Here is a 24074-nt window from a genome sequence, read left to right as displayed (position 1 = left end):
TTCAAGCGTAGTTTTTTTATATAGCACGTTTCGATTGGGTTAAATACAACAAACGTGGCATTTTTACGGGGTCAAGGGGACTTCTTCGTGCCCGGGGTGGCTCACCCCTCCCCTTGCGGGGGGTTCTGAAGGGGCCAGGAGCGTCCTGGAGCGAAAAAGAAGCGGAGCCGCCCCTTTCTTTCTTTTTTGTATTCTATTTACTGTCTCCTATCCCGTAACACTGCGGGTGTATGGCAACAGACCTCCCTGGAGGATGACCTTTGCCTCACGCTCGTTGAGGTTCGCCGCACATGTAAAGGAGTACTTGCCTGCGCTCTCTCCAACCCTGAAGACCTGATTGCCCGCCAAACAACGCCTGATGTCGCAGATTATCAGCCTGTCGCCCTGACTTATGAGGTCAATGTCTGAGGATTGGCTAAACACCAGAGGCAGGATGCCAAAGTTTATGAGGTTTGCCCTGTGGATGCGTGCAAAGGACACGGCAATCACCGCCTGTATCCCCAGGAACATTGGCGCAAGGGCTGCGTGCTCCCTCGATGAACCCTGTCCGTAGTTTTCTGCCCCGACGATGATACCGCCACCCTTGCCTTTAGCCTCGTTTGCCCGTCTTGCAAAGCCGGCATCGATGTTGGTAAAGACGAAGTCCGAAATGGCCGGAATATTTGACCGAAACGGCAACACCTTTGCACCGGCGGGCATGATGTCATCGGTGGTGACGTTGTTGCCGAGTTTGATGAGCACCTCGGCGTTGATCTCATCACCGATGGGAGACTTTACTGGCACCTCTTTTATATTTGGACCCTTTTCGACCTTGACTGAGGTACGTTTGTCGTCCTCCAATGGGGCGATCAACATGTTGTGGAGCGACTCCCCATCTGCCGCATCTGTGGGTTCGACGATCCTCTGAGGCTCCAACCCGGCATCCCTTGGGTCTACAAACTGCCCATGCAGGGCACTAAGCGCACAGACAACCACACCGGCCAAGTACACATTGGCATCCTTGGTACCTGAACGCCCCTCAAAATTGCGATTAAAGCTCCGCACCGATACGTGAGCACTTCCCGGTGCCCCACCCATCCCGATGCACGGCCCGCACGAAGACTCCAGGATGCGTGCCCCGGCCCCAATCATAACCGCCAACGTGCCATCCCGTGCCAACATCTCATACACGCGCTTGGAGCCGGGATTGATAAGCAGATTGACGTTTTCGGCCACCACCCTGCCCCTCAACAATCCCGCCACCGTTGCCAGGGCCTGGTAGGAGGAGTTCGTGCAACTGCCGATGCACACCTGATTGACCTTTGTCCCCGCAATCTTCCGCACCGGCACAACGTTGTCCGGACTGTGTGGCTGTGCCACCAGTGGTTCGATCTCACTCAGGTTGATGTCCAGCACTTCGTCGTAATTGGCGCCATCGTCGGCCTCAAGTGCCACCCAATCATTGGCCCTGCCCTGTGCCCTCAGAAACTGGAGCGTCTGTTGATCGCTTGGGAATATGGAGGTCGTAGCGCCCAACTCGGCACCCATGTTGGTGATCGTTGCCCTCTCCGTAACGCTAAGGTCGCCGACCCCCTCTCCGCCATATTCGAGAATACGCCCAACACCCCCCTTGACCGTCAACCTGCGCAGTATCTCAAGTATGACGTCCATTGCCGTGACCCACGGTCGCTGGAGCCATCCGCTGAGGCGCACGAGCATCACGGCGGGCATGGTTAGCTCATAGGGGGCACCCGCCATCACGGTAGCCGCATCCAGTCCACCCACGCCAATGGCAATCATCCCGGCCCCGCCGTTGGTGGGCGTGTGACTGTCCGTACCCAGGACGATCTTGCCGGGGGTGGCAAAACGCTCAAGGTTGACCTGGTGACATATACCGTTGCCGGGCCTGGAGAACCATGCCCCATATCTGGCCGCAACGCTCTGCAGAAACGCATGATCGTCGGCGTTCATGTAGTTGGACTGTATCATGTTGTGGTCCACGTAGGATACCGCCACTGGCACCTTGACCCTGTCCACACCCATCGCCTCAAACTGCAACCACGCCATCGTCCCCGTGGCATCCTGCGTATAGACCTCATCAACCCGCAGCCCAACGGTTGACCCCTTGCTCACCTGTCCGTAAACCAGGTGTGCATTGAATATCTTCTGTACAATGTTAAACGCCAACAAAAACCTCCCAAGAAATCTTAATTGTCTATGAACTCAGCATCTTCTTCAAACTTAAGTTTACCAAATCTTCTAAAAGTTTCGCCAGACTTAAGTAAACACATTTGCGTTGAACTGCATAACCTACGCAAACATAAGTCGTCCATTGGGCTTTGGTATAGAACGTCCTAACTCCTTTGCCGTTTCTATTTTGACAATGTCATATTTAAGATGGGGATTGTCTGGACCAAGATTACACAGATTAGAGGATTTACAGGAAAAAATATACTGTTTTCTTTAACCTAAATCCTGATAATCTCTTAATCCGTTAAATCGTGGTTCAGACATCTTTAATTGCAGAGATTGGAATATGACATTGTCAAGTTATTCTTATAACGGAAGTAAAAATTTGAGTTTATGCTTAGGCTCTAAAGCTGCTTAATGGCGAAGGTATTGACAGATACAAAATCTTTGGATTAAAATGACTCTATACAAGTCTGAAATATCCTTGCTTAAATGAAGAAGAAACAAGACAGGAAAATCACCACGCAACAACAAACACCCAGGGTGGCAATAACACCCACCCACCCCTTGCACAAACCAATTGTGCATATTGCCCTAATCCTGCTCATCGGCATAGCTGTCTACTCAAACACCCTGACAAGCCAGTTTATATTTGACGACATCCCCAACATATCCGAAAACCCACTGATCAAAGACCTCCGCTACTTTACGGATAAATCCATGGTGAGGGACATCCCCGTGATCTATAACGTCAAGGACTTCTTCTATTCAAGGTGGATGGGATACTTCACGTTTGCGCTAAACTACAAACTGCACGGCCTCAACACCATAGGCTATCACGCATTCAATCTCCTCATTCACCTCATTAACGCCATCTCCGTGTATTACCTGATAGTGCTCACCACCCAGACCCCGTTCTTTGCACGAAACACCCCTGCCGGTGATTATCCACGGGATTGTCCGGTTGACCTCCTGGCGCTCATGGGCGGGATATTGTTTGTTGCCCATCCGATCCAAACACAGGCCGTTACATATATCATTCAGCGGTTTGCATCGCTGGCAACGCTCTTCTACCTGCTCTCTGTCGTGTTCTACATAAGGGCACGACTTGCCGCTAAAGCAAACCACATGTATGCCCTCTACGGCGTCGCCCTTATCTGTGCAGTGTGCGCCATGAAGACAAAGGAGATTGCCTTTACCCTGCCCGTGATGATAGTCGCATATGAATTTATGTTCCTCGAGGGCAGCCTCAAAAAAAGAGCCTCCCTATTACTGCCGTTTCTCCTGACGATGATCATCATCCCCGTCTCTCTGATACAACACGGCGGCTCCGTACTTGACGCAGACAAGATGCAGGAGTCAATGCAACTGGCAAGTGCGCAGGACATATCACGATGGGACTACCTCTTTACACAGTTCAGGGTGATAACGACCTATGTCAGGCTGCTGCTGTTACCCGTACACCAAAACCTCGATTACGATTATCCTGTATACACTACCCTGTTCAGGGCGGAGGTGATTCTTTCACTCTTGTTCATAATATCTCTTGCTGGGATTGGGGTGTGGCTGCATTTGCTGTCAAACAGGGCTGACAGAGGGGACAGGCGCTGGTTGAGACCGGCCTCCTTTGGGATACTCTGGTTTTTTGTTACCCTGTCGGTAGAATCCAGCATAATCCCCATAGCAGATGTCATCTTTGAACACAGGGTATATCTGCCATCGGTGGGATTTATTCTTGTCCTGTTGTCCGTGTATATGGCAAACAAACTGCAAGGGGGGCAACGGAAGCTCATAGTCCCCGTTGCGGTCTTGATCGCACTGGCGCTGTCAGCAGCGACATACGCCAGAAACAACACCTGGCAAAGCAGCGTAACACTCTGGGAGGATATCGTCCGCAAAAGCCCTCGCAAAGTTCGTCCGCACAACAACCTCGGGGCCGATTACTACGACCAGGGACGCATTGACGACGCCATCAGGCAGTACGAAATCGCCCTGAAACTCAACCCTGACGACCTTGACGCATACCTCAACCTGGGAAACGTCTACGAAAAGCAGGGCAATCTGGATGAGTCTATCAGGCTGTATCAGGCAGCCTTGAAGATAAATCCCGATTTTCCGGATGCCCATAAGAATCTCGGCGACTTTTATCACGACCAGGGGCGATTTGACGACGCCATCAGAGAGTATCAGACTGCCATCAGACTCAAGCCTTCCTTCACGGAGGCGTACTATAATCTCGGTGTGATCTACCACAAGCAGGGGCATCTTGACGAAGCGCTCAGGCAGTATCAGCAGACACTGAGGCTCAACCCCGACCACGCCAACACTCACAACAATCTTGGCGTACTATACTCCGTCAGGGGCAATGCAGATGAGGCTATCAGGGAATACAAAACAGCTATCAGATTGAATCCGGCCCATCCCGATGCACAGAAAAACCTCGACCTGTTCCTGCAAAATCTGAAAAAAAAGAAATAAGAAACTAATGACGGAGATACAAAACTTTCTTGCCGTAAAAAATCCTGTGATGCTATACTATATCTAAGAATAAGACCTTAAGTAAGGAGGACCACATGCAATACAAGGGTGACTTGAACGAGGCAAAGGCCCTCATCAGTGCCATTGACCGCTCTAACGCTATCATCGAGTTTACGGCTGACGGTGAAATTATAGATGCCAACGCCATGTTCCTTCAATGCATGGGGTACACCATCGACGAAATCCGTGGCAAACATCACCGGATATTCGTTGACCCCGGTTTTGCAGTATCACCCGAATACGTTGAATTTTGGGCAAAACTCAAGGGTGGTCAGTATAGCGCGGCTCAATACATGCGTCTGGCCAAAGGTGGACGCGAGGTCTGGTTGCAGGCAACCTATAACCCGGTACTCGGTACCGACGGCAAGACACTCAAGGTCATTAAATTCGCCACCGATGTCACCGACCAGAAGCTCGCAATTGCCAACGACTCAGGCAAGATTGCCGCAATTGAAAAGTCCATGGCCGTCATTGAGTTTACAACCAATGGCACGATTCTTAGGGCTAACCACATATTCCTGGAGCGCATGGGATACGACAGCCACGAGATCGAAGGTAAGCACCATCGGATGTTCGTGAGCAAGGAATATGCCGGTTCTGAGGAATACGCTCAATTCTGGACTGCCCTTGCGCAAGGCAACTTCAACCGCGGCCGGTTTGAGCGGTTCACCAAGACAGGGGAGTCGATTTGGCTGGAGGCGACCTACTCTCCGATATTCGATCCAAAGGGGAGACCCGTAAAGGTCGTCAAGTTCGCTTATGACATTACCGCAAACGTCCGGCAGGGCGAAGCGCTCGAGGCCGCACTTTTAGAAGCGCAAGAGGCCGAAAAAGTCCGAACCGAACTGGACCGCGCCGTTGCGGAGATGTCCACCCCTGTGACGCCGATCTGGGAGGGCATCCTGCTGCTCCCGCTTGTCGGCGTCCTCGATTCAATGCGCACCTCGGACATAATGAACAAGTCGCTCAGTATGATTTCCGATATGCGCGCAAAAGTGTTCGTTCTGGACATCAGCGGAGTGGCCACTGTAGACACCGCGGTGGCTAATCAATTGATAAAGATTACCAAGGCAACCAGACTTATGGGTTGCGAAGCCATAATCTCCGGACTCTCTCCAGCCATCGCTCGCACGATTGTGGAACTTGGAGTGAATGTCGAGTCTATCCGTACCACAGCCACGCTGCGAGACGCCTTTGAGACAGCACTAACGATGGTTGGTGAGTTGCTTGTCGGCAAAAGAACCCTCCAACCTGATGATCACAGAGGGAAGTCATAGGATGCGTGAGTGGTTTGTCCATGTCTGCGCATGACCTGTACTCCAAGGTTGCAATAACCAAGACTAAAGGCGTCATAGTCGTGACAATGCAACCGGATTTGGATGAGGAGGGTTTTGACACCATGTGCAAGGTGGTGCTTGAGCTAACCGCAAAAACCAAAATCAAGGCAGTGGTGCTCGACTTCTCCGCCGTGGACGTACTCAATCTGCTGGAGTTCCAGAGCGTAAAAGCATTTCTCGCCTCAGTCCGCTTACTTGGTGCCAAAACAGCAATTGTAAGTCTCAAGGCCGGCAGCGTTGTCTATCTCACCGAAGTCCAGGCAGAAACGGAAGGCATCAACTACTTTTTTGACCTGGACGAGGCCCTTCAACGATTCGGGGACAGAGAAGCCTGCTGATATGTGCGACACCAATGAGTCTACCTCCGTCAGCTTTAACCTCAACAGCATGGCCGGCCTGCACGTGGCAGTCGCTATGACCAAGACACTGCCATTTATGAAGGATGTCGGTGTCGAAGACCAGGTACTTATATCCACGGTTGTTTCAGAGTTAGGCACAAACATTTTGAAGTTTGCCGGTAAGGGTACGATATCACTCGCTCGAGTTTTTGATAACGGACACGATGCAATCCAGGTGATCGCGCAAGACAACGGAGCCGGCATTCGTGATGTACAACGGGCTATGCAGGACGGATACAGTAGCGCCGGCACGCTTGGCCTGGGACTTCCGGCGGTTGGGCGCATTATGTCAACGATGAAGATTGATACAGCGGTGGGGAAAGGAACCAGGGTTGTTGCCTGCAAATGGCTCAATGGTGCTAGTGTCTCCGGACGACCCGGCGCATCCGGGCGGCAATCTCATGGCGAAGCCACCGGTGTAATAATGAAGATCGAGTACGCTCAAGAGGTGCGCCCACATCCGCGTGAAACCGTCAGCGGTGACATAGCCGTATTGCGCCCGGTGGAGGCAGGGTTGCTCTTTGGCATCATCGACGTCTCCGGACATGGACCTCAGGCCCACCTTCTGGCGCAGAAGTTCGGCCAGGCTGTGATGACGGCAACATCGACAGATATAGAGCATCTGCTGCGGATGCTGCATGGGATGGCAACCGGTACGCGCGGTGCGGCTGTGGGATTGGCCTTTTTCGATTGCGTCAGCCACCGGCTTGCTTTTGCCGGTATCGGCAATGTCCATATTCGAGTGATTGGAGGACGGTCATGGAGAGGGGTGTCACGTGATGGCATTGTCGGTGAAAGACTGCCGGGTATTCTTGCTCAAACATTTGGACTGACACCCGGCGACCTGGTTGTGATAGCTTCTGATGGAGTATCGGAGAGCACCAGGGCGAGCATCCTTGTCCGCGGCTCGTCACTGTCCGCAAGGCAAATCGCTCAGGAAGTGATACTTCAGACCGGCAAAATGACGGACGATGCCTCCTGTGTGGTGGTCAAATGCCTGCGATAGAAAACCTGGGGTCCATAACGCTTGGCAGCAAGCGCTCCTGTATCGGGTTCAGGCGCAAGTTGATCAATGCCATGATGTGTGTTACATCAGATTTAGAGAGCGCACTCACAGCGGCATGGCTTTCAGATTGCGCAATCGCTCTGACCAAACACCCGCCACTTATTGTTCATCTCAGATTGGACAATGACAACGCAGCACGACTTGTAATCCTTTTTGTTCCTTCCAGGCCATCAATACATCCTTACTGTCCGCCGAGGATTGGGCTTACCCAAGGGACAACGGACGACTCAGGTGCTCCGGCATTGCAGTTCAGTTGTAAATTAACCAACCACTCACTCACCACAGAACAAATCAACCGGCTACAACAGGTTTTCGCGGAAAAGTCACGCGACGAACTCTTCAGCGAAATGCAGAAGATAAACGAACAGATGATGCAGGCCAAGGAAGTTGCCGAGGACGCCACGAAAGCCAAGTCGGACTTCCTCGCTAACATGAGTCACGAAATTCGCACACCAATGAACGCCATCATCGGCATGTCGCATCTGGTACTCAAAACTGATCTGACCCCACGCCAACGGGACTTCATCAAAAAGATACATGGTTCGGGGCAACACCTCCTTGGCATCATCAATGACATTCTTGATTTCTCCAAGATTGAAGCAGGCAAACTCACTGTCGAACACATCGAACTGCAACTGGACAAGCTCCTGGAGAACGTTGCAAATTTTATTGTGGAAAAAACGACGACTAAAGGATTGGAGCTTGTTTTTGACGTGGAGCGTGGCATTCCTTACAACTTGATCGGAGACCCGTTGCGGCTGGGGCAAATCCTGATCAACTACGTCAACAACGCAGTCAAGTTCACGGAAGATGGAGAGATCGACGTCCATGTGCGCAAGCTCGAGGAGACCGACAAGAACGTCTTGCTGTATTTCTCAGTCAAAGACACCGGCATCGGGCTTACAGAAGAGCAGCGTGTCAGGCTGTTTCAGAGCTTCCAGCAGGCCGATACCTCCACCACTCGCAGGTATGGTGGCACCGGTCTGGGCCTGGCCATTTCCAAGAAACTCGCCGAATTAATGGGCGGGGAGGTGGGAGTCGAAAGCGAGTACGGCAAAGGTTCCACGTTCTGGTTCACCGTCCGCCTTGGCAAGGCAACCGGACAATCACACGTGCGTGTACTGGGCACTGACCTGCACGGCAAACGGGTGCTGGTCGTGGACGACAACGACAACGCACGTCTGGTGCTGTGTACTCTCCTGGAAGGCATGTTTCTTGTTGCTGAAGAGGCAAGGAGTGGTCGTCAGGCTCTCGATGTAATTGCCACAGCCGATCGCCAGGGGAAGCCCTTCGAATTGATTATGATTGACTGGCAGATGCCAGTGATGGACGGTATCGAGGTAGCCGAGCGCATACGCAATGCCCCGTTGCAAAAGCAGCCACGCCTGATAATGGTGACTGCATATGGCCGGGAGGATATCATTAAGGTGGCCGAGCAAGTAGGGATTGCAGACTTTATAATCAAACCGATCAACGCCTCCACGCTATTTGACAGTATTGCGCTCGTGATGGGCGACAAGCAGATCGAGCGGCGCGAATCAACCCTGGAGAGTGTCTCGCTGACCATGGAGAACTTGGCAACGATCAAGGGTGCGCGCGTGTTGCTTGTGGAAGACAACGAGCTAAACCAGGAAGTCGCCACGGAATTGCTAAAGGATGCAGGGTTCGTAGTTGACGTTGCAGACAACGGACAGATTGCGGTGGGTATGGCGCAGATCATAGACTACGACATCGTGCTGATGGACATGCAGATGCCGGTTATGAACGGAGTAAGTGCAACCGTAGAGATCCGCAAAATCGAGCGGCTGAGGGATTTGTCCATTGTGGCAATGACGGCTAATGCCATGCAGATTGACAAAGACACGTGCATGGCGGCGGGCATGAACGATCATATTGCCAAGCCTATCGAACCCGAGGAGCTGTGGAAAGCGTTACTGAAATGGGTCAAGCCACGTGAGGGTATCGGAATTTCGCTTGCAACAAAGCAGGAGGTCAAGCCTTCAGATAATCCCGATTTGCCCTCAAACGTGCCAGGACTGGACATGGACTCCGGGTTGCGGCGGGTATTGGGCAAGCGTTCACTATATCTGTCGATGTTGAGAAAATTCGTTGCGGGCCAAAAGAATATGCCTGTCCAGGTCCGTGAGGCATTGACCGTAGATGACTGGAAAACCGCCGAGCGTATTGCACACACTACCAAAGGTGTTGCGGGCAACATCGGGGCGTTGGAAGTGCAATCGGAAGCAGAGAGACTCGAGGCCATGCTCAAAGAAAAACAGGTGCGCCAATACGTTGAGCAACAGCTTATGGTTGTCGAGGGCAAGCTTACGACAATAATAGCAGCGTTGGAACATGCGCTGCCGCCCGATCCGACTCTAACCGTGCAGAGTCAGGTTGACCCGGAAAAACTTAAGATGGTTTGTGCACAACTTGACTCCCTGCTTGCCGATGACAATGCCGAGGCCGGAGATGTCCTGGACGCAAACGCGGATATGCTCAATGCGGTATTTCCCCGGCACTATCGCAAGATCGATGACGCAATACGGGGATTCGATTTCGAAAGTGCCCTGGCAGCGTTGCGCGAGGCCCAGGCACACAACGCCACATAAGTGACATAAACAGAAAATACAAATTTTATGCACCGAACCTTGCGATGTTGATAACCAAACCCCGTTCCTGCTAAAATAATAGCCTTAAGTATAAATACAGGAGGAAGACATGTTTAAAGGCTCAATGGTAGCCCTGGTTACACCTTTTAAGAACGGAGTTTTTGATGAAAAGACATATGGAGAGCTGATACAGTGGCACATAGCAGAGGGCACGAGTGCTATAATCCCCTGTGGCACCACAGGGGAATCGGCCACACTGGAGTACGAGGAACACTATCGTGTAATAGAGGTAGCAGTTGAGGCGGCGGCCAGGCGAGTTGCGATTATAGCCGGCACAGGTGCCAATGCCACCGATGAAACAATCAAGATGACGAAAAAGGCCAAGGCCCTTGGCGCTGATGGTGTGCTGTTGGTGTGTCCCTACTACAACAAGCCCACACAGGAGGGGTTGTATCGTCATTACCGTGCAGTGGCCGAGGCCGTGGATATACCGCAGGTGCTCTACAACGTCCCGGGCAGGACTGCACTGAACATAATGCCCTCTACGGTAGCGCGTCTTAGTGCGATTGACAACATAGTCGCCATAAAAGAGGCCAGCGGGGATATGAAACAGGTAAGTGAGGTTATACGCCTATGTGGTGATAACATGACCATCCTCTCAGGGGATGACTTTACCACCTTTCCGCTGATGATGCTTGGTGGTAAGGGGGTCATATCGGTGACGGCCAATCTGATGCCGGGGGCCGTTGCAAAGATGTGCTCGCTTATCCAGGAGGGACAGATTGACAAGGCCAGAGAGATGCATTACAGCCTTGAAATATTAAGCAATGCCATGTTTATTGAGACCAACCCCATACCGGTAAAGACTGCCCTGGCACTCATGGGCAAGATCAACGAGGAGTTCAGACTCCCCCTCTGCGACATGTCCCACGATAACAGGGAAAAACTCAAAGCCATACTCACCGCATACAAGTTAATATAGATATCCAAACATCCGCCGGCAACTACTTGCAGATAAGCAGCAGGGGGGTAACAATCCCCCCTCTACTCCTCAAAGACGTCCCTGACGTCTACCTCCAGCCCCTCAATCACCCTGGACTTGACCAGCCCCTCATCTGTAGCCTCTGAGAATATCTTATATTTATCCCCATCAATTATAAAAATCTCTATAGTATTAAACTCAGGTATGACTATCCAATATTCGGGAACTTTGTATCTCTCATATATTTCTTTTTTTATGACCGTATCCTTGCTGTGAGACCACTTGGATACAATCTCACACACCATGTCAGGCACTCCCCTGATCCAGTCCTGGAAGATGCCCATGTTCTCTTTTCTGATAAACAAGATATCGGGTTGCAATCTTTGTTGGCCATCTTTGAGGATAACGTCAAGCGGTAAGCAGAAGACTTTTCCTGTCCTGGTCTTTTTTATGTGCTGACGTATAAGGTCATAAATATTGCCAACCACATCTTGATGCTTTCCAAACGGACTAGGCCCCATAACCTCCACCCCATTGATTATTTCGGTCAGGTCAAAATCTCTCTCTAAAGTTTGTGTCTCCATAAGTGTATTCTACCACACAGAGTTGTGTTTTTGACAATCCCTTTTCTCCCTGAGTTACCACTTGCGGTCCAGGGAGCGCAGTTTGTCCTGTGCGTTCGTATAGCCAAGTTGCGCCGCACTGGTCCAGTCTGTGATAGCCTTGTCATAGCGTCCCTTTTTGTCGTAAGCAATGCCACGGTGGTAGTAGGCATAAGCATCCCGCGGGTCAAGCTCAATGGCCTTGGTATAATCGGCAATGGCTTTGTCCCGGTCCCCCTTTCTGCTCCAGACAGTGCCACGATTGTTATACGCACCAACATACCGCGGGTCTAACTCTATAGCCTTAGAGTAATCGGCAATAGCCCTGTCACATTCTCCGTTTTCAACCCAGGCAAGACCTCGGTTATTGTACGCCCAAGCAAATTGCGGGTTTATTTCAATAGCCATGGTGTAATCAGCAATAGCATTGTCGTATTCCATCTTTTCAACCCAGGCAAGACCTCGATAAAAGTACACCTCAGCCCGACGCGGGTCTAACTCTATCGCCCTGGTGTAATTAATTATAGCTTTATCGTAGTCTCCCCTGTCAAAGCAGTCACGACCACGCTTTACATACGTATCGGCATCCCGCGGGGTTATATCGATATTGCTTACCTTTGGCCTGGTGTTGCCTGACACATGAGGACTCGTTGCACCATTGTCTGCCCTGTAACCGATAGACGCTAAATGCTCCCGCGCATGTTTGGAGCCAAGCTCTGCCGCCTTGGTCCAATCAGCGATAGCCTTGTCATGGTAGCCTTTCTTATCCCAGGCAAAGCCACGGCTAAAGTAGGCCCAGGTAAACTGTGGGTTTATTTCTATAGCCCTGGTGTAATCAGTAATCGCCTTGTCGTAGTTGTTTTTTTCAAGCCAGGAAAAAGCTCGAAAGGAATACATCTCCGCCACCTGTGGGTTTATCTCAATAGCCCTGGTGATATCAGCGATAGCCCTGTCATGGTCTCCTCCTCTGCCCCAGGCTATGCCACGATTAAAGTACTCATTGGCATCCAACTGTCAGTCCCTCCACTGTTGACTCGCTTACCTTACCTCATGTATTACAAGATTACATAGGTGTTTCATTATCCTGATAGTATGTCGTGTACCAGTTGACAAACGCCCTGATACCAATCTCTATGGGGGTTGACGGTCTGAAATCGACATCCCTTTCGAGGCCCATAATATCGGCATATGTCTCTTCCACATCGCCGGCCTGGATTGCCATGAAGTTTTTCCGGGCCTTCTTGCCAAGGGCATCCTCTATACACTCGATAAAGCGCATCAGGGCAACGGGTGTATTGTTACCGATGTTGTAGAGCCTGTAGGGGGCAAAGCTGTTTGATACACCGCCGCTCCAGTGTGGATCAGGTTGGGGCACACGGTCTGTTACCCTGACAACCCCCTCTATGATATCGTCTATATAGGTGAAGTCCCTGACCATCTTTCCGTAGTTAAACACGTCTATGGCCCTGTTGTTGAGGATTGCATCGGTGAAGAGAAAGAGTGCCATATCCGGACGGCCCCACGGCCCGTATACCGTGAAAAATCTAAGCCCCGTACAAGGTATCCCGTACAGACTTGCATACGTATGGGCCATCAACTCGTTGGACTTCTTAGTCGCAGCATATAGTGATATGGGATGGTCTACGTTGTGCTCTACGCTGAAGGGCTTGTCCCTGTTTGCACCGTAGACGGAACTAGATGAGGCAAAGACAAGGTGTTTGACCCCGTTAAACCTGCAACCCTCAAGGATGTTGAGGAAACCGTTGACATTGCTCTGTATGTAGGCATAGGGATTAACCAGCGAATATCTGACACCCGCCTGAGCTGCAAGGTTTACAACACAGTCAAAGACCTCCGTCTCAAACAAGGCCCGCATGGCATCTCTGTCCGATATATCCATCTTTACAAACCTGAACCCGCCTCTGCCATAAATCTGCTTAAGCCTGTTTAATTTCAGTGTGGCATCATAGTAATCGTTTAGGTTGTCAATGCCAACAACGTTGCGCCCTATATCAAGCAATCTCTTGCACAGGTGAAAACCGATAAATCCCGCTGCCCCTGTTACCAATATTTTTTTCATGCCCTGCAGATTTTCTCACTCCTTATGTTATTTCGTCTGAATGCGTCCCGCGTATCAACTATACACCTTGAGTACTGCTCTATAAATGCGTAATCAAATATACTGTGGTCTGTGATAAGGAGTACCAGGTCTGCTTCCTTTAACAATTCGGCGGTTAACTCAACGCTCTTCATATCTATATCGGGATAATGCCGATGCCCACGACATACACCGACGTAGGGGTCGTTGTAGCACACTTCGGCGCCATCCTTTATGAGCAACTGTATGATCTTCAGGGCAGGAGACTCCCTCTGATCGTCGATGTCCTTCTTGTAGGCTACGCCTAAAACCAGTATCTTTGAACCTTTCACAGACTTATTAAATTTGTTAAGCGCCCCCCAGACCTTTTCAACAACAAAAAAAGGCATGTGCGTGTTTATCTCCCCGGCAAGCTCAATAAACCTGGTTGGAAAGTCGTACTGTCTGGCCTTCCAGGTCAGATAAAAGGGGTCTATGGGGATACAGTGTCCACCGAGTCCGGGGCCGGGATAGAAGGCCTGAAAACCGAAGGGTTTCGTCTTGGCCGCCTCTATCACCTCCCACACGTCTATATCCATAGCATCAAAGAGCATCTTCATTTCGTTTACCAGGGCAATGTTGACAGCCCGATAGATGTTTTCCAGGAGCTTGGCCGCTTCGGCAACCTTTGTTGAGGACACTGCTATAGTTTTTTCAATTATCGTGTCATACAATGTCTGTACAACGACCAGGCAGTCAGGGCTATGACCGCTCACCACCTTTGGAATAGTTGCGGTAGAAAAGCCGGCGTTGTTGGGGTCTTCCCGTTCCGCGGAGTAGGCCAGGTAGTAATCCACCCCTGCACTCAAACCCGTCTCATCCAGGATTGCCCGTACATCGTCACTGGTCGTACCAGGATACGTGGTGGATTCAAGCACTATCAGTTGGCCATTTTTGAGATGTTTCGCAATAAGCCTGGTGGAGTCAAAGACATACGTCAAATCAGGCTCACGATACTTGTTAAGAGGCGTAGGGACGCAAATTATTATGCAATCCATATCAGAGAGGCCGGAAAAGTCGCTGGTTGGCAAAAACTGTTTGCCCGTAAACTGCTTGATACGGCTGACGTCAATATGCTTGAGGTAGCTATTTCCCTCTTTTAACAAACGTATCTTTGCCTCATCAATGTCAAAGCCCGTAACGTTAAATCCCGCCCTCACAAATTCAATAAGCAGCGGTAGTCCCACATAACCAAGACCGATAATTCCTATTTTTGCGTCCCTGTTTCGTATTAGTTCAACCAGCTTCATACGTTCTCCTGATATTTTTTTAGTATTGTTACGGCATTGCCACCTCCAAAACCAAAGGAATTGGACATGACTGTCTTGACGGTCATTCTAAGGGGTTCTCTGATAAGATTAATGGAGCACTCCGGGTCAGGTTCATCGACATTTATGGTTGGCGGTATGACACCCTCCCTGATGGTCATGGCTGCGGTGGCCAGCTCAAACGCCCCGGAGGCCGCCAGCATATGTCCGGTTGCCGATTTATTGGCCGTTATGGGCAAACCCTCTGCCATTTCCTTAAACACCTCTCGTATAGCCATTGCCTCAGAGAGGTCACCCAGGCGTGTTGAACTACCATGGGTGTTGACGTGATCGATATCCCCGGTAGTCAGGGAGGCAATGTTGATGGCCTGGAGCATGGCCCTCGCCTGAGCGGTGTTGTTTGGTCTTACCTGATTGTAACCGTCGGAGCTGTTTGTATGGGCCACTATTTCGGCATAGCTTGGAGCACCACGTCCAAGCGCCCTGTCATATGCCTCAAGGATCAAGACCGCCGCACCCTCAGACAACACAAACCCGTCCCTCTTCACGTCAAAGGGCCTTGAGACATGACTGCGGGAGAGCGCCCTGCACGCCTCATATCCCATAAAGCATATATCACACAGCGGGGCATCACTGCCCCCGCTAATAGCCACCTCGGCATAGCCATCACTAACCAGGCGGTATGCCTCACCAACGGCATTGGCCCCCGAGGCGCAGGCATTTGATATCCCCAACGTATACCCGCCACTGCCAAACACCTCGGCGATGTAGGAGGCCGCCATCCCAGACGTTGTACCGGACATCAGGTAGCTTGAGAGGCGTTTGTGGTTGTTAATGTCTCTGAGTGCCTCGTTAAGGCGGGTTATTCCACCTCTGCTTGTTCCCATGATTATGGCACAGTTGTTTATACTAGCACGGTCTGAGGCACTGTCTTCAAGTGCCATTGCGGCAGCCACAAGGGCATAATGGACAAAGGGGTCCAGGCGCCTTAGTTGCTTCTCCGAAAGATAGTCCTCCCACTGAAACTGCTCTCCGGCAATCCTGCCACAGCCTATGCCCTCAACGACATCCAATCCGCACTTGCCACTGATTAACCCCTCCCAGGACTGTCTGAAGTTATTGCCCAGGGGGGTTATCGCTCCGATGCCCGTTATAACAACACGTCTCTTCCTCATTCCCCCCGTCTGTCGCTAACCCGTTGCAAGGGTGGCATGTCAGTGGCCTCCAAATTCACTCTTAAGCTCCGACTCGTCATAACCCACAATCACCTTCTCACCCTTGTTTATGACAAGCGTGGGAAAGGTCTCGCGAGGATTAAACCTCCTGACCTCATCCAAGAGCTTATTTCTGGATTCAAGGTCAACCAGATCAAGCTCTACAAGCACATATTCTATCTTGTTTGTATCAAGCAACTCCCTTGTCTTCTTACACGCCGGACATGTGCTTAAGGCAAACAGGACTATATTTCTCATTGACTACCTCCATAATTACAGTCAGACGGGCACTAAACTAACCTCCAATCAGCTTTACAGTAGCGGCATGGACATCGTTATAAGCGGTTGGATGCGACTTAATGGCACCCTTTTTGTCAATCCCCGTAAAGAACAAGTTGTGATGTTTGCCAACACTGATAGTCCTGAAAAAAGCTGTTGCCGTAGCCGCCGCCGAATTGAATCCGACCTCCTTCTTCATCCCGCCAACCAGAATTACGAGCCCTTCTCTGACATGTTCGGTCTCAGCAATTGGTCGATTCAACAAGTACTTCTCACACCACAGGGCCTGAGTTCTGTCAATGAGACACTTGACCTGTGCCGGCAGACCAAAAAAAAACACAGGGCTGGCCAGTATAAACTTGTCTCCCTCATAGATTGCCCTGTAGACCTCTGCCATGTCGTCATTGACAACACACACACCCGTGTCATCGCATCCGCCACAGTTGCTGCAGGGGGCAATGTCCATCATGTGAGGTTTAAAGATGGTCATCTGCACCCCCGCCTCTTTTATTGCCCCCACGGCCACATCCAACAACAGATCGGTGTTTCCACCTGCCCTGGGGCTAGACTGAAAAATTACAACCCTCACTAATTAACCTTTTTAGTGTAACGCCTCAAAGACCTTTCCAACCAGGTCTGCCGATGGCTTAAGCGTCTTGTCACCATCCTTCTGCCACTTGGCCGGGCAGGCCTCCTCACCGTGCTTTGACAGATAGGTGTTGGCCTTGAGCTTGCGCAGCACTTCGTCGAAGTTTCTGCCAAGGTTGTAGAAGTTTATTTCGGAATTTAAAAGTGTACCATCGGGACTGATAATAAAGGTACCCCTGAGGTCCAGGCCATTGGCCTCGTTATAGACGCCAAAGAGTCTCGATACATAGGCCGTATGGTCGGCACCCATGATGTGTTTTACATTGGCCAGAGATTTCTCATCCCTCTGCCAGGCCAAGTGTACGAACTTGGTATCCGTACTGATGGTTATGACCTCTGCACCCAGTTTTTTGAACTCTTCGTAGCGTTCCGCAATGGCCTCAAACTCCGTGGCACACACAAACGTAAAGTCCGCAGGGTAGAACACCAGCACTACCCACTTACCTTTATCCGTGAGGTCCTCCAGGGATACCTCTGAAAACTGCCCCCTTGCCGGTTCATAAGTCTCCAGTTTAAAATCCGGAACCTTCTGACCAACCCTCAAACTGCAACACATATCGTCCATATCATCATCATCAAAATCTTCAGACACCAGAAAAACCCTCCTTCTTTAGCCCCGGTCACTACCAGGACAATAAATCTATTATAGGGGGACACACTGGCCCCCCGGTATACGTAAATTACTCGTTTACGGTAATCTCTTTTGAGGCCTCCCATTGACCATGCAAGTTGCATCTCTCCACGACCCTCAGTGTGGTGGTGCGGTGTTTGCCGCTCTTGAGTAGTGTCACCGTGATCTCTGGCTTGGTAAACACCGGCGTCAGGTCTATTCTAACGTTAAAGTTCTGACCGGAATACACGTCTATCCACTGAACATGATGGGCCTCCTCCATGACGTGCGGGATTGAGCCCACCTTAATGCTTACCTTGAAAGGCTCACCGGCCTTCACGACATCGGGACATTCAATGACCGGCATATGCTTCTTTTCCGAATCGGTCAGATTGTTTGGGTCTGCGGGTTTGTTCATTCCGCAAAACAGGCTCTTTTCAGACATATAACTGCCTCCTTAAAATCTTATGCCTCTTCAAAGGCTTCCTTTGGGGCATTACAGACAGGACAAGTATAATCATCAGGGAGATCGTTGAAGCTCGTACCCTCCTTAGACTCATCATACATCCAACCACACACTGTACACCTATACATAGATATTATCCTCCTTAATCTTGCAGGGATTGACTCTTTACTCAAATCCCTTGTGATATTGCTTTACCTCTCTGGCAAAGTTACGGCCAAACTCATAACACGTATTTACATCATCCAAGGATGGATGAAACTGTATCTGCATACCAGGTTTAACGGTTTTCAACTTCATGGCGTCATACATGTCGTACAGCCACTTGACGGCCCCTCCTGCCCAACCGTAGCTTCCAAAGGCACCCATTAGCCTGTCCTTGGGCCTAAGTCCCTGGAGAAAGTACACAAACTCCGCCACGGAAGGTAGTGCCAGGTTATTAAGCGTAGAGGAACCTATCAGACACGCCCGTGACTTCCAGTATTCCGTAATCGCTACACTGATGGGTGTTGTTGTCAGCTTTACGACCTTGCACTCTACCCCCTCCTGCTTGATCCCCTGTATGATTGGCAAGGTCATCTGTTCGGTGTTCTTCCACATGGTGTCGTAGATAATGGTGACACGTAACAGGGCCTTGCCATTGGCCATATCCATGTACATATCCAAGGGCCTCTGGGGGTATGTCCTCCATATCACGCCATGGTCGGGGGCTATCATGTCTATATCCAACCCCATGCCCTGTATTTGGGCGATCTTGGTCTTTATCAGCTTACCGAAAGGCATGAGTATGTTGGCGTAGTAGTCGATCACGGCTGCATCAAGTTCGTTGAGACAGGGACCGCTTACAAACTCGTCATCAAACCGTGCCGTTGTGGCAATATGTTGTCCGAAGGCATCCTGAGAGATAAGCAGCTTTGCCCCCTTAACGTATGTCATCATAGAGTCCGGCCAGTGCAGCATAGGGGTCTCTATAAATAACAGGGTGTACTTGCCGATCTTCAGCTCATCGCCGGTTTTTACCACCTTTATGTTCCAGTGCGTGGCATCAAAGAACTTGCCGATACCCTCCTTGCCTTTTGCCGAAGCATAGATGGTAACGTTATCGGCACCGATAAGGCCAACAAACCTCTCAAGCGCCCCCATGTGATCATCTTCTATGTGGTTTATGACGATGTTTTTGATCTTTTTGGGGTCAATCATCCCCTTGACGTTGTTGATGCCAACGTCTGAGAAGTCATACTTGACGGTATCAATGAGGGTTATATCCTCATCGAGTATCAGGTAGTTGTTGTATGTGGTACCGGTGGGTGTGGCAATGCCGTGGAAGTCGCGCATAGCCCAGTCTATGGCTCCAACCCAAAAAATATCCGGTTTAATCTCTATGGAATTCATAATCTGCCGTATCTCTCCTTATATCCTTATTCTGTCATGCTACGGAAATTGCGCCGAGGGCATCTCCGCATTGGAGACATACGGGTTGATCGTCATCGCTCCAGACCTCGTTTTCGTGACCACACTGACGGCATTTAAGTAGTTTTAGCGTAGGGCTTTTCACGTCTCCACCACAACCACAACTAAACGTATTGCAACTGTTATCCAGACTCATCATTTGACTCCTCCTTACCTCAGACTGCCACCCGCTCATGGGCCTTGCGCCATCCCTCTTGTCTTAGTCGTTCCGTGCGTCTGTTTGCCCAGTCCTTTATTTCAGTTATGTATTTTTTTGGGTTGACCTTGGCCATAGACACAATGGATTCCTTTTCTTTCAAGCTGTCTACATGGTCACCGGGATATATCCCCCGCCATGAACAGTAGTCCTCGACGAAAATCATATCGGGGTTAAGACGTCTAAGGTGTTCTGCCGGCATGCTGTTAGACATCAGGCGGGCTATCTCCATATCGTACTCGATAACCCAGCCATTGTCCCTGATCATCGTATCGGGATTAAACTCCACGCTCGTTGAACACTTAGGACAATAAAGGGCACTTAATGTCTCCGGTGGCAGTATCTCATTCTTAAAGGTCATGCTGACCTCGTACTGCCCACAACTGCATCTAAAACTATGATCCATGCACATATGTCTTTTCCTCCTTAGCCTTAAGTTTCTTATTGCTCTTACAATTATATTTTACCACAAAGGGATGTTAAAAATGTCTGTTGATAAGTACGCTTGCAACCTGTTAATAAACCGTGTTTTAAAAGTAGATAAGATCACAGGCAAAAAATATTCACTTTTGGGGGCAATAAGGATACGGTTATTAACAGGGATACAAGCAACGTAAATCCGCTTTGGTATTGAGTTATGATCATTTCTCTACATACTAACAGCCCCTATAACTACTACTATTTATTTATTTAATATATATTTTGATCATAGAACATTCCACTTTGAAAGAACAAAAGGTTTTTAGAAGAGCATCCTAAATGTAGTTCCTTGAGTTCTCTCTATCTCTATATTTCCTTTGAGTTTTCTTGTTACCAAGTCGCATACTAACTGCATTCCCAATGAACTCAATTTTTTTATATCCATATTCTCCGGTAATCCCCTCCCGTTATCACCAACGATTAACTCGTACTTATCCTCTGAAGTTTTAAAGAACTTAATATGTATACAACCTTCCTGCCCGGTAGAGAAGGCATACTTAAGAGAGTTGGAGACAAGCTCACAAACAACCAATGCACAGGGAACCACGATATCAACATCGAGCATTTTTATGCTTATATCCAGGTCCAAACAAACACTAGTACTACTATGATATATCCGATAGGACTGCAACAGTTCCGTTGTTAGTTCCTCAATATACTGAGCAAAGTCCAGCTTGGACATATCGGCAGACTGATACAGTTTTTCGTGTATCAGGGCCATTGACCTTATACGCTGCTGACTGTCCATGAATATACTTAGAAGTTTCTTATCTTCGATTGTTTCTGCCTGAAGACTCAAGAGGCTGGATATGATCTGCAAATTATTCTTTACCCTATGGTGGACCTCTTTGAGAAGGACAGCCTTATCCATGAGAGATGCTGACAACAGGTCGTTTGCTTCAGACAATTGGAGGGTACGTTGTCTTACGGCATCTTCAAGGTTCTTGTGCCATTGTTCAAGCTGTCGCTCGTTGACAATCCTCTTACATGCCGTGTACAGAACCTCAAATAGCTTGTTTGTATCGATTGGTTTTAATATGAAATGGTTCACATTGATCTCTATTAACTCTGTCAAGTACTGAGAATCATTGTATGCCGAGGTTACGATTATAATTTGCTCTTCATTGAGTTGCTTGATCTGTTTTGTCATTTCGATCCCACTCATGACCGGCATGCGTATATCCGTAATAACAATATCATATTTGCCGGATTTATACATATCAAGACCTTCCTGACCATTTAACACACATGTTACGTTGTTAAAGTACTTTGAAAGTATACCTGACATTATACGTAAAAGGTTCTCATCATCTTCCACGAACAAGACCCTTATATCTTTTGATATTTCTTTTAATTTTCTGACTATCTCTCTCAATTCCATTTACGCTCCCTATTCATAGCTTTTGGGGTTTACCTGTATCGCTTATATATTAAAACAAAGTGGCTTGTTTTTGCACAAAAAAATTCTTACATAAAATTTTTAAGAACCCTCCCATGAAGGGAGGGGGATTCCTCATTTTTTAAGAAAGAGCCTGAGTAAACAATGATACGGATACTTTTTCTCTTTCAAGGAGCCATCTCTTGATGTGTAGTCCAAGAGAAAATCCGCCCAAAGAACCGTCCGAAGCTATTACCCTATGACATGGAATAACAATAGGCAATGGATTTCTTCTCAACGCCTGTCCTACTGCCCTGGCTCCACCGACAATACCAACCCATTGTGCAAGCTCCTTGTACGTACAGACCTCCCCATACAATACCCGATTCAGGGTCTTGTACACAGCCGCACAAAAAGGCGTTATCTCATCCAAATAGAACCCGACATCGAAATTCTGTCTCTTACCGGCAAAATACTCGTAAAACTGATCCTTTATGCGGGAATTTATCGGATAATTCCTGCACCGTGGCTTCTCTAAAGTTACGGCCTTAAGCACGTCTCCCATAAAAACAACGTAAACAATACCAACAGGCGAATCTATGACGTCGTAATACACTATAACAATAACCTTATCCCCGAATAATAACAACAACACTGATGGTCAAGGTCATTGATGAAGGAGCGTTCATTACCGTCCTGAAAGGCGATCCTTACAAAACATCCACCCCCGGACAGATTTGAATGCATCTCTTCGATAACCTCCCCCATTCCCCAGTTATCGTACCGGAGATGTCTTACCTTGTCGCCTGTTCTCAGAAATAACCGTCCCATAGTGCACTTAAAGAGTGTACATATTATAGACAAAATGCCCCCGTATAGTAAATGATTCCTTCCCCCACTCATCGGGTAATGGCCAAAACGGTGCGGCATCTCTAATAGAACGCACGGCGGCCTCATCCAACGCCTTGTGTCCCGATGTTCTGACAACCTCAACAGCTCCCAGGGTGCCATTCTTGTTTATTGTAAAGCTGATGTACAGGTCCCCGTATATCTTCTTACGTGCCTCTGCCTGGGGGTACTGCCAGACACTTTCGATGTTATCCTTTACGCGTCTCATATATATGGCGTATCGCATATCATCGACATCCAGTGACAGACTGTTGTTTTTACTGTCAGAAGTGTTGGTGCCGTGCCTTGTTGTTTCGTCTTTTTTGCGGGAGGCCATGGCATGTTTTTCTATTACATCACTGTCAAAGAGGTTACCCAGTGAGGGGGTGGGAGGTTTTTTGGATGGTGCCGGTGGTTGTACGTATGCCTGTGAATCTTCCGTTTTTTCGGGTGCGGGTGGGGCAGCAGGCGATAAAACGTTGGATGGTGCCGACTCTTTTGGTACCGGTGCTTCAAGCCCCTTGGGTGTAGTCTGCTGGTGAGGAGCGGGAGGCTGTGGGGCCTTGGCAATTGGCCTGTCTGGTTCGTAGACCTTTGGTTTGGGGTGGGATAGCTTGTGTGGAGGCTCCGGCGGTTTGGCAGGGACGGAAGGTTTTACCTCGGATTGAGGAGATTTTTTGGCCTCAGGGGCGGATGATGAACGTTTGTCCGGTTGAGGTTTTGTTGCAGGCGGGATGTTTGTCTGGGGTGCCGCTTTTGTCTCCGGCGGGACTATCTGCGCTATAAGGGGTTTATCCTTTGTGTACTTTGGAGTTGTCCTCTTTGGTTTGACGACAAAAAGCAGTAGAAAAACTACAAGTATATGGATCGTCATGGATATTGCCAGGTAACGTTTAAACATGTCTTGTATCTTCTTTATATTTCATGGTAAAAGAAAGAAGGAGGGCGGCGGAGCTTCTTTTCCGCTCCAGGGGGTGAGGCACCCCTGCCATAAAAGTCGCACCTGGCCCTCCTCAGACCTCCACCGCAAGGGGGGGCGAGGCGCCCCTGCCACAAAGAAGCCCCCTTGACCCCATAAAGGGCTGGTTTGATATGAATTAGTGTATCTTAATTTTACCATGCTTTTTTAAGAGGATACCTTATATTATACTATCACCCACTCACTTTACGAAAGAGCCAACTTTATGCACCTATGCAACAGGCAATTTCGTGCATTGACATTGCTGACCTCTTTGCTATATATTTATAGTGATGTTCTATTGGCACAGTAGCCCCTGGTGGCACCATGAGTATACTCGTTTAGCCTACAAGAGAAAGGGAGCAAAGGCAGACACTTAGGAGG

General features: G+C 49.4%; 23 protein-coding genes. 6 read left to right on the top strand and 17 right to left on the bottom strand.

What is annotated here, in order from left to right; all coding sequences use genetic code 11:
* Positions 1-207 precede the first annotated feature (207 nt).
* Positions 208-2166 carry an aconitate hydratase gene (locus tag Mcas_RS07530; protein WP_040334896.1) on the bottom strand — a complete coding sequence of 653 codons (1959 nt, stop codon included), beginning with the start codon at positions 2164-2166 and terminating at the stop codon, positions 208-210.
* A 495-nt stretch (positions 2167-2661) separates the two neighbouring features.
* On the opposite strand from Mcas_RS07530, the gene Mcas_RS07525 reads away from it, so the two are divergent.
* The 6 genes from Mcas_RS07525 (at position 2662) to dapA (ending at position 11099) form a co-directional block, all read left to right on the top strand.
* The gene (locus Mcas_RS07525) at positions 2662-4647 is read left to right on the top strand and encodes a tetratricopeptide repeat protein (RefSeq protein ID WP_052566993.1); all 1986 of its coding nucleotides are present in this window, start codon (positions 2662-2664) and stop codon (positions 4645-4647) included.
* Between the two features lie 95 nt (positions 4648-4742).
* Positions 4743-5984, top strand: a complete 1242-nt coding sequence (locus tag Mcas_RS07520) for a PAS domain S-box protein (protein WP_052566992.1) — start codon at positions 4743-4745, stop codon at positions 5982-5984.
* A 20-nt stretch (positions 5985-6004) separates the two neighbouring features.
* Positions 6005-6382 (top strand): STAS domain-containing protein, encoded by a 378-nt coding sequence (locus Mcas_RS07515; RefSeq protein ID WP_040334895.1) that lies wholly within the window; start codon positions 6005-6007, stop codon positions 6380-6382.
* A complete protein-coding gene (locus Mcas_RS07510) occupies positions 6333-7448 on the top strand; it encodes a SpoIIE family protein phosphatase (protein WP_162176276.1) in 1116 nt (371 codons plus the stop codon). Before Mcas_RS07515 ends, Mcas_RS07510 begins: the two co-directional genes overlap by 50 nt.
* Positions 7436-10117, top strand: coding sequence for a response regulator (locus Mcas_RS07505; RefSeq protein WP_052566991.1), 2682 nt, complete (start codon positions 7436-7438; stop codon positions 10115-10117). Before Mcas_RS07510 ends, Mcas_RS07505 begins: the two co-directional genes overlap by 13 nt.
* Positions 10118-10226: 109 nt before the next feature.
* Positions 10227-11099 (top strand): 4-hydroxy-tetrahydrodipicolinate synthase, encoded by an 873-nt coding sequence (dapA, locus tag Mcas_RS07500; protein WP_040334893.1) that lies wholly within the window; start codon positions 10227-10229, stop codon positions 11097-11099.
* A gap of 62 nt (positions 11100-11161) precedes the next feature.
* Here dapA and Mcas_RS07495 read toward each other — a convergent pair whose 3' ends face one another.
* The 16 genes from Mcas_RS07495 to Mcas_RS07425 all read right to left on the bottom strand — a co-directional run bounded on the left by Mcas_RS07495 (position 11162) and on the right by Mcas_RS07425 (position 23633).
* The gene (locus tag Mcas_RS07495) at positions 11162-11683 is read right to left on the bottom strand and encodes a Uma2 family endonuclease (RefSeq protein ID WP_040334892.1); all 522 of its coding nucleotides are present in this window, start codon (positions 11681-11683) and stop codon (positions 11162-11164) included.
* Between the two features lie 54 nt (positions 11684-11737).
* Positions 11738-12712 carry a tetratricopeptide repeat protein gene (locus Mcas_RS07490; RefSeq protein ID WP_052566990.1) on the bottom strand — a complete coding sequence of 325 codons (975 nt, stop codon included), beginning with the start codon at positions 12710-12712 and terminating at the stop codon, positions 11738-11740.
* Between the two features lie 52 nt (positions 12713-12764).
* Complete coding sequence (locus tag Mcas_RS07485) at positions 12765-13781, bottom strand: NAD-dependent epimerase (protein ID WP_040334891.1); 1017 nt, start codon at positions 13779-13781, stop codon at positions 12765-12767.
* Entirely contained in the window at positions 13778-15088 is a 1311-nt protein-coding gene (locus Mcas_RS07480; protein ID WP_040334890.1) for a nucleotide sugar dehydrogenase, read from the bottom strand. Before Mcas_RS07480 ends, Mcas_RS07485 begins: the two co-directional genes overlap by 4 nt.
* A complete protein-coding gene (locus tag Mcas_RS07475; RefSeq protein WP_040334889.1) occupies positions 15085-16281 on the bottom strand; it encodes a beta-ketoacyl-[acyl-carrier-protein] synthase family protein in 1197 nt (398 codons plus the stop codon). The genes Mcas_RS07480 and Mcas_RS07475 overlap by 4 nt, the downstream gene beginning before the upstream one ends.
* A 39-nt stretch (positions 16282-16320) precedes the next feature.
* The gene (locus Mcas_RS07470) at positions 16321-16578 is read right to left on the bottom strand and encodes a glutaredoxin family protein (RefSeq protein ID WP_040334888.1); all 258 of its coding nucleotides are present in this window, start codon (positions 16576-16578) and stop codon (positions 16321-16323) included.
* A 37-nt stretch (positions 16579-16615) separates the two neighbouring features.
* Positions 16616-17188 (bottom strand): flavodoxin family protein, encoded by a 573-nt coding sequence (locus tag Mcas_RS07465; RefSeq protein ID WP_052566989.1) that lies wholly within the window; start codon positions 17186-17188, stop codon positions 16616-16618.
* A 12-nt stretch (positions 17189-17200) separates the two neighbouring features.
* Complete coding sequence (locus Mcas_RS07460) at positions 17201-17803, bottom strand: peroxiredoxin (protein ID WP_040334924.1); 603 nt, start codon at positions 17801-17803, stop codon at positions 17201-17203.
* 124 nt (positions 17804-17927) lie between these two features.
* Positions 17928-18302 (bottom strand): class II SORL domain-containing protein, encoded by a 375-nt coding sequence (locus Mcas_RS07455; protein WP_040334887.1) that lies wholly within the window; start codon positions 18300-18302, stop codon positions 17928-17930.
* Between the two features lie 20 nt (positions 18303-18322).
* A complete protein-coding gene (locus tag Mcas_RS07450) occupies positions 18323-18451 on the bottom strand; it encodes a rubredoxin (protein ID WP_200873654.1) in 129 nt (42 codons plus the stop codon).
* Positions 18452-18488: 37 nt separating this feature from the next.
* Complete coding sequence (locus Mcas_RS07445; protein WP_040334886.1) at positions 18489-19712, bottom strand: FprA family A-type flavoprotein; 1224 nt, start codon at positions 19710-19712, stop codon at positions 18489-18491.
* Positions 19713-19746: 34 nt separating this feature from the next.
* Complete coding sequence (locus tag Mcas_RS17510) at positions 19747-19929, bottom strand: FmdB family zinc ribbon protein (protein ID WP_162176275.1); 183 nt, start codon at positions 19927-19929, stop codon at positions 19747-19749.
* Positions 19930-19945: 16 nt separating this feature from the next.
* Positions 19946-20398 carry a hypothetical protein gene (locus Mcas_RS07440; RefSeq protein ID WP_040334885.1) on the bottom strand — a complete coding sequence of 151 codons (453 nt, stop codon included), beginning with the start codon at positions 20396-20398 and terminating at the stop codon, positions 19946-19948.
* 330 nt (positions 20399-20728) lie between these two features.
* A complete protein-coding gene (locus Mcas_RS16525) occupies positions 20729-21847 on the bottom strand; it encodes a histidine kinase dimerization/phosphoacceptor domain -containing protein (RefSeq protein WP_052566988.1) in 1119 nt (372 codons plus the stop codon).
* Between the two features lie 139 nt (positions 21848-21986).
* The gene (locus tag Mcas_RS07430; RefSeq protein ID WP_040334921.1) at positions 21987-22460 is read right to left on the bottom strand and encodes a methylated-DNA--[protein]-cysteine S-methyltransferase; all 474 of its coding nucleotides are present in this window, start codon (positions 22458-22460) and stop codon (positions 21987-21989) included.
* Between the two features lie 222 nt (positions 22461-22682).
* On the bottom strand, positions 22683-23633 hold the full coding sequence (locus Mcas_RS07425) for an energy transducer TonB (protein ID WP_040334884.1): 951 nt from the start codon (positions 23631-23633) through the stop codon (positions 22683-22685).
* Positions 23634-24074: the final 441 nt, after the last annotated feature.

It is taken from the genome of Candidatus Magnetobacterium casense, assembly GCF_000714715.1.
GTDB classification, from domain to species: Bacteria; Nitrospirota; Thermodesulfovibrionia; order Thermodesulfovibrionales; family Magnetobacteriaceae; genus Magnetobacterium; species Magnetobacterium casense.
Note: the sequence above shows the minus strand (reverse complement) of the source record. Positions and strands in the feature narration are given on the sequence as shown.